The organism is Bacteroides acidifaciens, assembly GCF_903181435.1.
Lineage (GTDB): Bacteria > Bacteroidota > Bacteroidia > Bacteroidales > Bacteroidaceae > Bacteroides.
Window position 1 is genome coordinate 204,128 of sequence record NZ_CAEUHO010000001.1, and the last position, 12,927, is coordinate 217,054.

Genomic DNA, 12,927 nt, shown 5'->3' on the forward strand with positions numbered 1-12,927 from the left:
ATCTTTTTATTTATTTCTTCTCTTTTTAAACTCGGCAATCGCTTCGTTGACGTTCATTTTCTCTCCGTTGCGGAAGGCGATAATGAAAGCGTCTTTGAATTGAGGCGTAATGGTGCGTTTTGTGCGCAGCACTTTGTTGTAATCGCCGGAGGCACCATACGTATATTTGTATATGCCCTTCTCTTTATAATAATCCACACCTTTCAGTCCTTTCAGCCGCTTGTCGTTTTTGGCGAGAGGCTTGGAAGAGGTGAGTATCTGTATCTTAAACGTAATTTCACTGTCGTTGGTTGCACTTTGCGACGCAATCGGACGGTTTGTGGTCGTTTTTGTTGTCGAAGCAGCTTTTGTCCTGGCTTCTGCCAGCAGTTCTTTCTGCTGAGGGACCGATGCCCTTTCCGTGTCTTTTTGTGCAATAGCCGGAGTGTTGTCTTCTTCCTGCTCAGTCGGGATAATCGTCTTGCTGACTCCCGTAAGGCGTATCTCGTGTTCTCTTTTATAATTCAGGAAAGCATGATAAATGCCTTTTGCCATGGTTGAGGCTCCTACTTCGGAACTCAGATAACGTTCTTCCTCAGGGGTAGAGATAAATCCTAATTCTATCAGGATGCTCGGCATGGCACTTGCTTTCAGGACAAGGAATCCCGCTTGATGCACTCCACGGTCTGTCCGTTTGCAGGTATGGCGGAATTGTTTTTGCATCAGAGAGGCGAGATGTACGCTCTGCTCCATATACTTGTCCTGCATAAATTCAAATATGATATAAGATTCTGCGGAGTTCGGGTTGAAGCCGGCATATCGTGTCTCGTAATCGCTTTCGTAAAGAATCACGGAGTTCTCCCGTTTGGCAACTTCCAGGTTGGCGTCCGATTTGGCAAGACCCAGTGTCCAGGTAGATGCGCCTTTTGCTGTACGGTTGTTTGCCAGTGCGTTGGTGTGGATAGAGATGAACAGGTCAGCTTTCGCATTGTTCGCGATTTCTGCCCGTCGTGCCAGAGGAATGAAGACATCTTTGCTGCGGGTGTAAATCACTTTGACGTCGTCGCAGTTTCTTTTTATCAGATTTCCCACCTTCAGGGCAACGTTCAGATTGATGTTTTTCTCTTTGGTTGTCTTGCCTATGGCGCCGGGGTCATGTCCGCCGTGTCCGGCATCGATGACTACAACAAAATCCTTCCCCCATAAATGGCTGGTACATGAGGGTAGAAAAAGTAGCCAAAGGCAAATGCATATATATACTATGTATGGTCTATTCAGCTTCATATTTGTAATACGGTGCAAATGTAGTAGAAATTTGTAGAAAACTCATTATTTGCCATTAAGTTTTGTGTTTTTTTCGGTATAATGATAGCTTTTTTCCTGAAATCTCCGTTACTTTGCGCTTCGAAGTTAAAATGTACGACGATGCTTAAGTTTTTGAAGAATTGGACGTTACCTATTGCTATGCTGGTAGGTGCTATAGGTTATCCGCTGTTTATCAGCCTTTCTTTTCTGACTCCCTATCTTATTTTTACGATGTTGTTGTTGACTTTCTGTAAGGTGTCTCCACGTGATTTGAAGCCCAAACCTCTTCATGCATGGTTGTTGCTGATTCAGATTGGCGGTGCGTTGGCGGCTTATCTGCTGCTTTACCGGTTCGATAAGATTATAGCGGAAGGTGTGATGGTTTGTATTATTTGCCCGACGGCTACGGCTGCCGCGGTGATTACTTCCAAGTTGGGTGGCAGTGCAGCAAGTCTGACTACGTATACGCTGCTTGCTAATATCGGAGCAGCTATTGCCGTGCCTATTCTTTTTCCTTTGGTGGAAGTGCATCCCGATGTCGGCTTTTGGCAAGCGTTTTTCGTTATTTTGAGCAAGGTATTTCCATTGCTAATTTGTCCGTTTCTGCTTGCGTGGCTGTTGAGCAAATGCTTGCCTAAAGTACATCAGAAACTACTGGGCTACCATGAACTTGCTTTTTACTTGTGGGCTGTTTCATTAGCCATCGTGACGGCTCAGACATTATATTCATTGCTCAATGACCCTGCTGACGGTTTTACTGAAATCATGATTGCCGTTGGAGCTTTAATAGCTTGTTGTTTGCAGTTCTTTCTGGGGAAAACTATCGGCTCTGTCTATAATGACCGTATAAGTGGCGGTCAGGCATTGGGACAGAAGAATACGATTCTGGCTATTTGGATGGCTCATACCTATCTCAATCCGTTGTCTGCTGTTGCTCCGGGCTCGTATGTGTTGTGGCAGAACATTATCAACAGCTGTCAGTTGTGGAAAAAGAGAAAAAATGAGATAAAATATTGAACATAAGATATTGACATTTAGTATTTTATATTTGTTGAATGTAATTTCCTTTATTTTCCTTATTTTCTTGTTTAGTCTAATAAATGCCTTTATTTTGTTACTATTTTGTTACCTGTATTCATTGAAGTAACAAAACAAATCGCTATATTTGTATCGGTAACAAAATAAGAACATAATTATGGCGAAGAAAAAACAAGAAGTTAAATTGAAAGAACCTGTAAGGATTAGATTCAAGCAGCTTGCCAATGGCAACCAGTCTATTTATTTGGACTACTATACAGGTGATGTTATTAGAAAAGAAAATTATGTTGGCGGTAAACGGCAATATGAATTTTTGAAATTATACCTTATACCCGAAAAGACAAGAGAGGATAAGGCAAAGAACGAAGCTACGTTGGCTCTTGCAAAAGCTATTCAAAGCAAGCGGATAGTAGAGTTGCAAAATGATGCACACGGCTTTCAGAACACCAACAAGTCAAAAGCGAATGTGATTGATTATTTAATGAACATGAGAAGCCAATCTAAAGAACGTGGCAGCTTGAACTATGAAAAGACCGTTGGTAATACCATTCGTGAACTAAAATTGTTCAGAGGGGATTATATCGCTTTTCGTGATATAGATAAGGACTTCTTGAATAGCTTTGTGGATTTCTTGAAACAAGCGAAGAAAGCAAGCAAGTTTGGTTTGTTAAAGGCTGGGGGTGTATTAAGTAATAATTCCGTTATTGCTTACTATGGGGTGCTGCGTACCGCTATAAATAGAGCCTATAAAGAGGGGATTATTACGGTCAATCCAACGAAAGAGTTTGATTTTGCCAGTAAGGTAAAAGCGGAAGTCAGCCGCAGGGAGTATTTGACAATAGAGGAATTGAAGCGGCTTATCGGGACAGAGTGCAAGTATGAGATAATGAAACAAGCCTTTCTTTTCAGTTGTTTGTGTGGGCTGCGTGTAAGCGATATAAGAAAATTGAAGTGGAACGATTTGCAGAAAAGCGGTGAAAGAATAAGAATTGAAATAAAGATGCAGAAAACAAAAGAACCGCTTTATCTGCCTATATCCGATGAAGCGTTAAAGTGGTTGCCGCAACAAAATGAAGCAAAAGGCGATGATTTGATTTTTCCTTTGACGCATGAGGGAACTATAAATAAAATACTTCAAAAATGGGCGAAAGACGCAGGGATTATTAAGCATATCTCGTTTCATGTTGCCCGGCATACCCATGCTACCATGATGCTTACATTGGGGGCTGACTTGTACACAGTTAGCAAATTGTTAGGACATAAAAATATTGCCACAACTCAAATTTATGCGAAGATTGTCGATAAGAAAAAAGAAGAAGCTATAAGTTTGATACCGAATTTGACGGACTGATTTAAAAAGAAAGTATGGTTATATCACAGTTACCGTACTTTCTTTCTTTTTTTGTCTTTGTTTAGCCGGAAAAATATATCTTTGTTTCTACTAACTGAAACATAGATTATTATGACAGAAGAAGAACTGAAAATAAAATTCGACCATATACAAGGTATATTCAATCGCTGTATCAATCATGCCAGCCAAGTTATGATAGATAATATTGCCTCTAAGTCCTTATATTTCGACGAAGAACAGGCAGATAAACTGGAACAGCAAGAATATGTTCGTACCGCTGATGAGTTGGTGCAGTTATATATTCGTTATTCTGTGTTGAATGATATTCAATATTTTTATTCTGTATCTGATTTCTTTTGGGAAAGCGGTTTTTATGAATCCTTGAAATCCGATGAGAAAAGAAAATACATGTCGTTTAATCCTCTTTCATTTGATTATTCCCGGTATGAGCAAGATAATACGGTTTATGATGAAGAACTGCCTTATTTTTCCGTAATAGTTAAAACTGTTGTATTGGAAAAATATTCTGCGTACTTGCGAAAAAAGAAAGAAAGTAAGGTGCAAGCGGAAATGCAGCCACAACAGAAAGAGCCGCAACCAATTCAAGATAAATGCCAAGAGCCTAAAATTATCTCCCATATTGCTGAAACAGAAAATCCGTTTAAGTCTATTTTAAACGACAGACAAATAGCATTGTTGGTGGATTGTATCAATGAAGTGGAAATTTTCAATGCTCCTATGACTTTTGAAGATTTGAAAGCAATACTTTCCTGTAAGCCAAAAGTTATATTTAGGTCTAATAACAACAGGCAGGTAGCTTTTCTTTTTTCGGAATTAAGCAATCGTGGTTTGATAACACCTAACTGGCAATCTGTTATAGCAAAGAATAAGTTGTTTGTTACGAAGAATATAAAGAAAGATAAATATCTGAATCAAGGTGATTTAGCCACAGCCGCCAATTATGTAAAAGGGGTGGAACATGAAAAAGATTATGTAACCATCAGCAATTATATCAAACAACTGAAAAAACTTTAAGAATAGGTTAATACCTCAAACATAGCTTAATCCACTATCAAGCTATTCCTCAATACTTTTGCCCCCGTAATCGATTACAAGAAACTGGAGGGCATGCACTCCATATTGTCTAACGCAAATACTTTTGTTATATGGAAACAAGTATTGAGAAGCGAGTTGCAGAACTCGAAAATTTAGTGTTCCTTTCAAAGAATGTGCTTAGTTTTGATGAAGCGAGCAAGTTCTTGAACCTTTCAAAAAGTTACCTGTACAAGCTGACTTCGGGTAACTTGATACCCCATTACAAGCCGCAGGGCAAAATGCTTTATTTTGAGAAAGCGGAATTAGAAGCGTGGTTGCGTCAGAACCCGGTGAAGACGCAGGCGCAGATAGAGCAGGAAGCGCAGAAATATATCCTTAACCGTCCCTTAAAGAAATAGCGGCTATGGAAAATAGAAAAGCGACAGAAGCCGGGCAGGATGTCACCATGCAGAAAGAGGATTTTGCAGCCCTTTGGAAAACCATCCATCTAAAGGTGACGGACACTTACGAAGTGCCGCCCGAAATACTCTGGGTGAACGGCTCTACCATTGGCACGCTGGGTAATTTCAGCGCATCCACAGGAAAAGCCAAGAGCAAAAAGACATTCAACATTTCCGCCATCGTTGCGGCGGCGTTGAAGAATGACGAGGTACTGAAGTATTCGGCATATCTGCCACCGAACAAGCGGAAAATCCTCTATGTAGATACCGAGCAGAGCAAATACCATTGCCATAAGGTCATGGAGCGTATTTTGCGACTTGCCGGACTGCCTACCGACAAGGACAGGGACGATTTTGTTTTCATCGTGCTAAGGGAGCAGACCCCCGACAAGCGGAAACAGATTATCGGCTATATGCTTGAAAATATGCCCGATGTGGGGTTGCTCATCATTGACGGAATCCGTGACTTGATGTATGACATCAACAGCCCCAGCGAATCAACCGACCTAATCAACCTCTTGATGCGCTGGTCAAGCGGATATAACCTGCATATCCACACTGTTCTGCATTTGAATAAGGGGGATGACAACACAAGGGGGCATATCGGTACGGAACTGAACAACAAGGCTGAAACCGTCCTGCAAATCACGAAAAGCCAGCAGGACGGCAACATAAGCGAGGTAAAGGCGATGCACATACGTGACCGGGAATTTGACCCGTTCGCATTCCGTATCAATGACAACGCTTTACCCGAAATCGTGGATGATTATGTATTCCAACAACCTAAGCAGGACAGGAACTTTTCGCTTACGGAACTGACTGAACAGCAACACCGGGAAGCGTTGGAGAACGGTTTCGGCAAGCAGGTGGTACAAGGCTATTCCAATGTCATAGCGGCATTGAAACAGGGTTATGCGAGTATCGGTTACGAGCGTGGACGCAATGTTCTTGTGTCGCTTAACAAGTTTCTTGTGAACAAGCGCATGATTGTGAAAGAGGGCAAGGGCTACCGCTATAATCCCGATTTCCATTATTAAAAGTCAGTTTGGTTTAGTCCGGGTGTATATACAAGAGGAACGGACTTACTATTTCCCAGTATCGGAACAGGCAGGTTTAGTATGGTACGGGTGTATATATAACGGACTAAACAGGACTGGTGCACTTTTCAACTATTTTTTAATCCCCAAAAAGAAAATGTTATGAACATCGAAGATGTGAAACAAATACCCATCGCAGACTATCTGCACAGTTTAGGTTACTCTCCTGTCAAGCAGCAGGGTAACGGTTTATGGTACAAATCACCGTTAAGGGAGGAACACGAACCGTCTTTCAAGGTGAACACTGACCGCAACCTTTGGTATGACTTTGGCGCAGGCAAGGGCGGCAACATCATCGCACTGGCAAAGGAACTCTATTGTTCAGACAGCTTGCCATACCTTTTAAACCGGATAGCGGAACAGACACCGCACGTCCGTCCGGTCAGTTTTTCTTTTCCCCAGCGTAGGACAGAACCGAGCTTCCAGCATTTGGAAGTCCGTGACCTTATCCATCCGGCATTGCTCCGTTATTTGCAGGGACGGGGTATCAATGTCGAACTGGCAAAAAGAGAATGTAAGGAACTCCATTTTACCAATAACGGCAGACCGTTCTTTGCTATCGGTTTCCCGAACATGGCAGGAGGTTACGAGGTTCGCAATTCCTTTTTCAAAGGCTGCATTGCCCCGAAAGACATCACCCATATACGGCAGCAGGGAGAGCCGAGAGAGAAGTGTTTGGTATTCGAGGGGTTTATGGACTATCTTTCTTTCCTCACGCTCCGGATGAAGAACTGCCCGACCATGCCCGACCTTGACAGACAGGACTATGTCATTCTTAATTCGACTGTCAACGTGCCGAAAGCCATTGACGTGCTGTACCCGTATGAACGCATCCACTGTATGCTTGACAATGACAAGGCTGGATATGAAGCGACACGGGCTATCGAATTGGAATACTCCTACCGTGTGCGTGACTTCTCGCACAATTATAGGGGATATTCGGACTTGAACGATTATCTGTGCGGCAGGAAGCAGGAACAGAAAAACGAAGCCAGCCAAGTGCAGGAAACGAAGCAGGAAACCGGACAACGTGCCGCCTCAAGACAAAAGAGAGGCAGGGGCATTTAATCCGGCAGGACTATCAACGGCTGGCGGTTTATTTGGAGAGCAAGGTTATGTTTCGGTAAACCGAAACTACCTTGCTTTGCTCACCGCAAAGAAAATTTCTCCCGTTGGTCGCAATTTTTAAGACACCATTCAAACGTAAAAAACCATGACGAGTATAAAGGACAAGCCGGGGGGACGTCCGGCAAAGAAACGGATAGAGAAGCAGCAACGGGTTGTCAGTACGAAACTGACCGAGTTGCAGTATTACGCCATCAGGAAGCGAGCCGGGGAAGCCGGGTTGCGTGTCAGTGAGTATGTAAGGCAGGCGGTTGTTTCGGCAGAGGTCATACCCCGGCTGAACAGGCAGGATGCGGACACCATCCGCAAACTGGCAGGGGAAGCCAACAACATCAACCAGTTGGCGCACCGGGCGAATGCCGGAGGTTTCGCACTGGTGGCGGTGGAACTGGTGAAGCTCAAAAACAGGATTATTGGAATCATAAACCATTTGTCGGATGATTGGAAAAATAAAAAAGGGAAGCGGTTTTAAGGGCTGTGTGAACTATGTGCTTGGCAAGGAGCAGGCGGTTTTGCTTCATGCGGACGGGGTTCTGACTGAAAGTCGGGGTGATATAATCCGCAGCTTCTGTATGCAGACCGGGATGAATCCCGATTTGAAGAAGCCTGTCGGACATATTGCGTTAAGTTATTCGACAGTGGATGCGCCCAAATTGACAGACGGGAAGATGGTACAACTTGCGCAGGAGTATATGCGTGAAATGAAAATCACCGATACGCAGTATATCATCGTGCGTCATCAAGACCGGGAACATCCGCACGTGCATATCGTGTTCAACCGCATAGACAATAACGGCAAGACCATTTCGGACAGGAACGATATGTACCGTAACGAACAGGTATGCAAGAAGCTGAAAGCCAAACACGGGCTTTATTTCGCTGGTGGAAAAGAACAGGTAAAGCAGCACCGACTGAAAGAGCCGGACAAGTCGAAATACGAGATTTACACGGCTGTGAAGAACGAAATCGGCAAATCCCGTAACTGGCAGCAGTTACAGGAGCGGTTAGCAGAAAAGGGTATTACCGTCCGGTTCAAACGAAAGGGACAGACCGACGAGATACAGGGCATATCCTTTTCCAAAGGTGAATACACGTTCAAGGGTTCGGAGATAGACCGGAGTTTCAGTTTTTCCAAACTGGACAAATGTTTCGGGTATGCAGGAATGAATGTTGCCGGAAGCCAACGGCAAACAACTTTCGCGCCCGTTCGGGAGCAAGCACTTGCACCGGGCAAGGCTGACAGTCCGTTGATAACTGGTTCGCTCGGTCTGTTTTCCGCTTCTTCTCCCCCAGTGGATGAAGAACCTAATTTTAATTTGAGAAAGAAGAAGAAAAAGAAAAAACAACTTAAACTGTAAAGACATGGAAGATAATTTGATTTTAGAGGGGCTTCTCTCTATGGTTACGGAACTGAAAGAGAAGCAGGAAGCACAGGCAACGCCAGCCAGTCGGGAGGAAACTCTCGAACGGCTGGGAGCAATCGAACAAGCGTTGTCGGAACTGCACAGTAATTCGGCTGTTCCCGAAGAAAAGTTGCGGGTTATTCAAAGCCAACTTGACGACATAAGGAGCAGGATGCAAGGTCAGCAGAAGAACATAGAGGACACCAAGAAAATAACATTGGAAACTTACCGTTGTTTCAAGGTAATGATTGATACTTTGGGCTCTTGCAAGACGGATAAAGAGGAAGCTACGCCCTTACCGTTCTATCAACGGATTTACAACAAGGTCACTTCTTGGATTCGTCCGGGATTGTTTGTTTTTTCGGCAGTGCTGGTCGTCTGTTCCGTTTCCATATTCTTGAATGTCCGTTTGGCTGAACGTATGCAGCAGTTGCAGGACAACGATATGAAATACCGCTATTTGCTGATGCAAGGACAGGCAGACGGGGAAACTTTTGATATGCTGGAAAACAAGTTCAAGTGGCAACGGGATAACGGTTTTATCCGAAGTTTGACCGATTCAGTGATGGATTTTGAATATCGCATCCAAAAGCAGGCAGAAGCACTGGAACGTGCAAGGCTGTTGAATGAGCAAGCCGAACAGCTAAAGAAAGAAGCCGATAAGTTGGGTAAGCCATAAGCAGGGAAAGTCGGAACAGATGAAGTACATTCACCGTTCCGGCTTTTCAGATTCACTTCTTTTTCTTCGTACAGTGTTCTTTCTCGAACTGGCGTAGCGTGGTGACGCTGAACCGTTCTTTAATAAACTCCCGGACATCGGAAGCCTTGTAATACACTTTTCCGCTGATAGTGAAGTAAGGCAGCGCACCGATAGCCCGGTAGCGTTGCAGAGTTTTGATACTTACTTTGAATAATAAACACAAGTCTTGATTATCCAATAGGTTGTCATCTTCGGGTAGTACCTTGTCCGCATTGCGTAGTACCCGTACATCCTTGCAGAGTTCTTCCAGCTTGGCGTACAGCTTCTGCATCCATACGCTGAAATCGTCATTGTCTATATACATGATTGCTTCATTTTTCTGATTATACATTCTTGTCTGTCAATCAATTGATGAAGCAAAGTTCAGAAAATAGGCGCAAAGAAATTACGGGGGAACTAATGGAATCCCCTATAAATAAATCATAAGTCACTGATTATCTATATCCTTTCTTGTCATGTTCCTTTTTGATAAGTTCTACCAATCCATTAAGAAACCCGGTCAGTTTGCCCGGCTTTCGTTTTATCACGTCCTCATGTTTTTGGTAACAGTCGCCTATCTTGATGTTGAACAGCCATTCAAAGGCTTTCGCCAAGTCCACCAAGTAGGCGGGCTTGCCGTTCTGATACACGATGTTTTTGGAGAGGAACAGACCGCTTACCATTTCCATGATGTTGATAAGGGTTGTCTTGTCTGCGAGATAGAGAGGGGAAAGGGGCTGTTTGTTGATACGTTGCTGTAGCTGTTCCGGGTATTTGATGCGCCACTCGATAAGGCGTATTTCAGTGTTCAAAAGTCCTATCGCTTCATCAATTAGATGCAGATGGGGCATTTTTTTCTTGCTCAAACCGTACACGATACGATTTAAGACGGTGCAAACCAAAGGAAAAATAACGTAGTAAAACGTTGTAATCCTGCTCATTGATACTAAAATTGGCTACATGGGTCGCCAATTCTTCGATAGCTTCTGCAAATTCAGATGCAGACACTTTACGTTGTGAGCATTCCGACAATAAGCGGAAAAATCTTTGGTCGAATATTTTTTTCATTGAGTCGATTAAAAATACTATTTGACAGCAATCAAATAGAAATGTTATTGATAATATTTTTAACTTCATATTTTAAAGAATCTGGTCTTATTATAGTTGCACTATCTGCAAAAGACAGATACCAATGTGCAAACTTACTGATTGAAAATGTTAGAAAATGAAGTTCAAACATATCCCCTATCTCTTTCTCAGATGTTAATCCGTAATAATATTTATCATCATTCATTATGGAGGTTTTATTCTTTTCTATTCTTATAACGATTTCATGTAATTTTTCTTTACTGTAAAACTCGCGTATGAATTTTTCCAAAGGAGGATGCTCCCGTGATTGTAATTCATTAAGAATGTGCATTTTTTGAATTCTATCTATCCGAAATGTAAGATAGATTTCTTTGGGAAGATAAAAGCCTATTAGATACCAGTTAGTTCTCGAAAAGAAAATTCCAACAGCTTCAATCTTTCGTTCTGAAACACTTAACGCATTACTTCCCAAATAAGATATTTCAATAATTCTTTTTTGGTATATACTTTGTAAAATAAGTAAAAGAATATCAGGTTTATAGGTCGATGATTTATAAGTATCCAATACAGACATGCACTTTTCCATTGTTTCTAACATATTTTTGTCTGCAAAACGCATGACAGACCTAATCTTTTCTATTCCAGACTTATAATGTTCGTTGCTATTTGAATCAGTTAGTTCATGTACTAATTTCTCTGCAATCAAAAAGGACAAAGCCTCTTTTTGAGTAAACATTAGAGGAGATAATTTGAATCCTTCTGCAAGTGAATAACCAATACCGGGATTTCCTATGATAGGAATGCCTGCCTCTTCCAATGTTCTTATATCTCGATATACAGTGCGAATGCTTATATTAAAACGTTCTGAAATTTGCTGTGCTTTCACTAACGAGTGCGATTGTAACTGAATCAATATAGCAGAAATACGGTCTATTCTATTCATTTTGCATCTTTAATTTGAATATTTGAATCTTCAATAATAACAGCTTGTTTATTACTTATAGGAATAAGCTGCAACTTCTCATTATATAGTTGAACTATCTTTTCACCTTTTTTCTTGAATGGAAAATTTCCATAATGGGGAATCGTATAAAAATCGACCAAATCTAAAGAAGTACAGTCTTTCAATTCAGGAGCCTTTTCTATTGGATCAAAATTCACACTTCTCATATATTCTGCATCGGGAGAGGCTATTATTGCTCCGGCAGATTCCCCAATATACAGTTTACCCAATTTCACTTGTTTAGATATAATTTTATCAACACCTTTTCTTTTTAACTCTTGCAAAAGGAAAAATGTATTTCCACCTGTTATGTAGATATAATCGCATTTATGTAATATAGAAGATATTTCCTCTTTGGGCAGTTGGGTAATCTCGACTTCTTCAACAATCATTCCTGCTTCTTCTAAAGCCTTTTTCCCCTTTTTTACATAGAATCGTATTGGTTCTGTAAGGCTTGCAGTTGGTATAAAAGCTATAATTTTCCCTTGCAAATCTTCTTTGGCACAATCGACAAATAGATTAGCAACATCAGCAAATGATGAGCATAAAAATAATCTTTTCATATTCTATAATATTAAGTTGAATACTTTTTGATACAAAGATAGCGTCTTCTATGACAGCCCTATGTCAGTAAGTCTAAATATTGAAGAGTTTTTTTCATCAAAACAATCCATTATTGAAATTTACCCTATTTGTAATGTGGCTGCGTTCCCTTATGAAAAGAAGAAATAATTTTGTTCCCTTTATGAAAAACAAGTGCTACACAACCTGCCGGGATAGAACGTTGAAAGCCTTGCTTTACATCATCTATCCTTAAAAGCCAATATTGCTTTATATAAGGAGCGAGCAATTTGGTAGGTTGTATTACTTGAATTTTCTCCATTCTGTTTTAATTATCAAACAAAAGTAAGATTTCTTAGATAGATATTAGGTGTAAAAAAGGGACATTCTAATTAAAACATCCAAATATCTGTTACCTAAATCATTCAAAGTTCTCTGCATTGGAAGATATGTCATAGATAAGTTGAAAAAGTTATTATAAACACAAGTTTAGTTTGTGTTTTTGTCTATATATCCAAAACGGACTAAACTAATTTCTATTGACAGCAAATTATATATGCTGGCGAAAAGAAAAACAGTATTCTTCTTTTCGCCAGTTTTGCTTTTATGGTTAGAGAGCTTTTGTTACCTTTGCACATGAAGCCCACCGCAAAGCGATTTCTTCGTTTTTTTTGTTACTATTTTGTTACCCACTATTAGTAATAGGTGGGCTTTTACTTTGATAATCAGAGCTATATTATG

Annotated in this window: 16 protein-coding genes; 9 read left to right on the plus strand and 7 right to left on the minus strand. The window is 41.2% G+C overall.

Going from position 1 to position 12,927, the window contains the following annotated elements; genetic code table 11:
* Positions 1-6: 6 nt before the first annotated feature.
* On the minus strand, positions 7-1,263 hold the full coding sequence (locus tag CLIN57ABFB40_RS00815) for an N-acetylmuramoyl-L-alanine amidase (protein ID WP_175628479.1): 1,257 nt from the start codon (positions 1,261-1,263) through the stop codon (positions 7-9).
* 81 nt (positions 1,264-1,344) lie between these two features.
* Between CLIN57ABFB40_RS00815 and CLIN57ABFB40_RS00820 the strand changes: the two genes are divergently transcribed.
* The 9 genes from CLIN57ABFB40_RS00820 to CLIN57ABFB40_RS00860 all read left to right on the plus strand — a co-directional run bounded on the left by CLIN57ABFB40_RS00820 (position 1,345) and on the right by CLIN57ABFB40_RS00860 (position 9,473).
* Positions 1,345-2,301, plus strand: a complete 957-nt coding sequence (locus CLIN57ABFB40_RS00820) for a bile acid:sodium symporter family protein (protein WP_175628480.1) — start codon at positions 1,345-1,347, stop codon at positions 2,299-2,301.
* 178 nt (positions 2,302-2,479) lie between these two features.
* Positions 2,480-3,673 (plus strand): site-specific integrase, encoded by a 1,194-nt coding sequence (locus CLIN57ABFB40_RS00825; RefSeq protein ID WP_004315367.1) that lies wholly within the window; start codon positions 2,480-2,482, stop codon positions 3,671-3,673.
* Positions 3,674-3,784: 111 nt separating this feature from the next.
* Positions 3,785-4,708, plus strand: coding sequence for a hypothetical protein (locus CLIN57ABFB40_RS00830; protein WP_004315366.1), 924 nt, complete (start codon positions 3,785-3,787; stop codon positions 4,706-4,708).
* Positions 4,709-4,839: 131 nt separating this feature from the next.
* A complete protein-coding gene (locus CLIN57ABFB40_RS00835) occupies positions 4,840-5,127 on the plus strand; it encodes a helix-turn-helix domain-containing protein (protein WP_005802192.1) in 288 nt (95 codons plus the stop codon).
* Positions 5,128-5,132: 5 nt separating this feature from the next.
* Positions 5,133-6,206, plus strand: coding sequence for an AAA family ATPase (locus CLIN57ABFB40_RS00840; RefSeq protein ID WP_004315364.1), 1,074 nt, complete (start codon positions 5,133-5,135; stop codon positions 6,204-6,206).
* 162 nt (positions 6,207-6,368) lie between these two features.
* Positions 6,369-7,334: a toprim domain-containing protein gene (locus CLIN57ABFB40_RS00845; RefSeq protein WP_004315363.1), complete on the plus strand. Its 966-nt coding sequence runs from the start codon at positions 6,369-6,371 to the stop codon at positions 7,332-7,334.
* A 145-nt stretch (positions 7,335-7,479) separates the two neighbouring features.
* Positions 7,480-7,863, plus strand: a complete 384-nt coding sequence (locus tag CLIN57ABFB40_RS00850; protein WP_004315361.1) for a MobC family plasmid mobilization relaxosome protein — start codon at positions 7,480-7,482, stop codon at positions 7,861-7,863.
* On the plus strand, positions 7,829-8,749 hold the full coding sequence (locus tag CLIN57ABFB40_RS00855) for a relaxase/mobilization nuclease domain-containing protein (RefSeq protein WP_004315360.1): 921 nt from the start codon (positions 7,829-7,831) through the stop codon (positions 8,747-8,749). Before CLIN57ABFB40_RS00850 ends, CLIN57ABFB40_RS00855 begins: the two co-directional genes overlap by 35 nt.
* 4 nt (positions 8,750-8,753) lie before the next feature.
* Complete coding sequence (locus CLIN57ABFB40_RS00860) at positions 8,754-9,473, plus strand: hypothetical protein (protein WP_103877822.1); 720 nt, start codon at positions 8,754-8,756, stop codon at positions 9,471-9,473.
* A 52-nt stretch (positions 9,474-9,525) separates the two neighbouring features.
* Here CLIN57ABFB40_RS00860 and CLIN57ABFB40_RS00865 read toward each other — a convergent pair whose 3' ends face one another.
* From CLIN57ABFB40_RS00865 to CLIN57ABFB40_RS20485, 6 genes are all read right to left on the minus strand, one after another.
* The gene (locus CLIN57ABFB40_RS00865) at positions 9,526-9,858 is read right to left on the minus strand and encodes a helix-turn-helix domain-containing protein (RefSeq protein WP_008997282.1); all 333 of its coding nucleotides are present in this window, start codon (positions 9,856-9,858) and stop codon (positions 9,526-9,528) included.
* A gap of 130 nt (positions 9,859-9,988) precedes the next feature.
* Positions 9,989-10,408: an RteC domain-containing protein gene (locus CLIN57ABFB40_RS00870; protein WP_008770715.1), complete on the minus strand. Its 420-nt coding sequence runs from the start codon at positions 10,406-10,408 to the stop codon at positions 9,989-9,991.
* Positions 10,362-10,601 carry a hypothetical protein gene (locus CLIN57ABFB40_RS00875; protein ID WP_004315356.1) on the minus strand — a complete coding sequence of 80 codons (240 nt, stop codon included), beginning with the start codon at positions 10,599-10,601 and terminating at the stop codon, positions 10,362-10,364. Before CLIN57ABFB40_RS00875 ends, CLIN57ABFB40_RS00870 begins: the two co-directional genes overlap by 47 nt.
* 31 nt (positions 10,602-10,632) lie before the next feature.
* Entirely contained in the window at positions 10,633-11,565 is a 933-nt protein-coding gene (locus tag CLIN57ABFB40_RS00880; RefSeq protein WP_175628481.1) for a helix-turn-helix transcriptional regulator, read from the minus strand.
* Positions 11,562-12,188 carry a Type 1 glutamine amidotransferase-like domain-containing protein gene (locus CLIN57ABFB40_RS00885; protein ID WP_004315354.1) on the minus strand — a complete coding sequence of 209 codons (627 nt, stop codon included), beginning with the start codon at positions 12,186-12,188 and terminating at the stop codon, positions 11,562-11,564. Before CLIN57ABFB40_RS00885 ends, CLIN57ABFB40_RS00880 begins: the two co-directional genes overlap by 4 nt.
* A 125-nt stretch (positions 12,189-12,313) precedes the next feature.
* Entirely contained in the window at positions 12,314-12,508 is a 195-nt protein-coding gene (locus CLIN57ABFB40_RS20485) for a DUF6597 domain-containing transcriptional factor (RefSeq protein WP_049129949.1), read from the minus strand.
* Between the last annotated feature and the right edge of the window lie 419 nt (positions 12,509-12,927).

What these genes read in the sequence shown, in the direction of transcription:
- CLIN57ABFB40_RS00815 (WP_175628479.1), bottom strand. Translation starts at nt 1,263, where the DNA reads ATGAAGCTGAATAGACCATACATAGTATATATATGCATTTGCCTTTGG.
- CLIN57ABFB40_RS00820 (WP_175628480.1), top strand. Translation starts at nt 1,345, where the DNA reads ATGATAGCTTTTTTCCTGAAATCTCCGTTACTTTGCGCTTCGAAGTTA.
- CLIN57ABFB40_RS00825 (WP_004315367.1), top strand. Translation starts at nt 2,480, where the DNA reads ATGGCGAAGAAAAAACAAGAAGTTAAATTGAAAGAACCTGTAAGGATT.
- CLIN57ABFB40_RS00830 (WP_004315366.1), top strand. Translation starts at nt 3,785, where the DNA reads ATGACAGAAGAAGAACTGAAAATAAAATTCGACCATATACAAGGTATA.
- CLIN57ABFB40_RS00835 (WP_005802192.1), top strand. Translation starts at nt 4,840, where the DNA reads ATGGAAACAAGTATTGAGAAGCGAGTTGCAGAACTCGAAAATTTAGTG.
- CLIN57ABFB40_RS00840 (WP_004315364.1), top strand. Translation starts at nt 5,133, where the DNA reads ATGGAAAATAGAAAAGCGACAGAAGCCGGGCAGGATGTCACCATGCAG.
- CLIN57ABFB40_RS00845 (WP_004315363.1), top strand. Translation starts at nt 6,369, where the DNA reads ATGAACATCGAAGATGTGAAACAAATACCCATCGCAGACTATCTGCAC.
- CLIN57ABFB40_RS00850 (WP_004315361.1), top strand. Translation starts at nt 7,480, where the DNA reads ATGACGAGTATAAAGGACAAGCCGGGGGGACGTCCGGCAAAGAAACGG.
- CLIN57ABFB40_RS00855 (WP_004315360.1), top strand. Translation starts at nt 7,829, where the DNA reads ATGATTGGAAAAATAAAAAAGGGAAGCGGTTTTAAGGGCTGTGTGAAC.
- CLIN57ABFB40_RS00860 (WP_103877822.1), top strand. Translation starts at nt 8,754, where the DNA reads ATGGAAGATAATTTGATTTTAGAGGGGCTTCTCTCTATGGTTACGGAA.
- CLIN57ABFB40_RS00865 (WP_008997282.1), bottom strand. Translation starts at nt 9,858, where the DNA reads ATGTATATAGACAATGACGATTTCAGCGTATGGATGCAGAAGCTGTAC.
- CLIN57ABFB40_RS00875 (WP_004315356.1), bottom strand. Translation starts at nt 10,601, where the DNA reads ATGAAAAAAATATTCGACCAAAGATTTTTCCGCTTATTGTCGGAATGC.
- CLIN57ABFB40_RS00880 (WP_175628481.1), bottom strand. Translation starts at nt 11,565, where the DNA reads ATGAATAGAATAGACCGTATTTCTGCTATATTGATTCAGTTACAATCG.
- CLIN57ABFB40_RS00885 (WP_004315354.1), bottom strand. Translation starts at nt 12,188, where the DNA reads ATGAAAAGATTATTTTTATGCTCATCATTTGCTGATGTTGCTAATCTA.
- CLIN57ABFB40_RS20485 (WP_049129949.1), bottom strand. Translation starts at nt 12,508, where the DNA reads ATGGAGAAAATTCAAGTAATACAACCTACCAAATTGCTCGCTCCTTAT.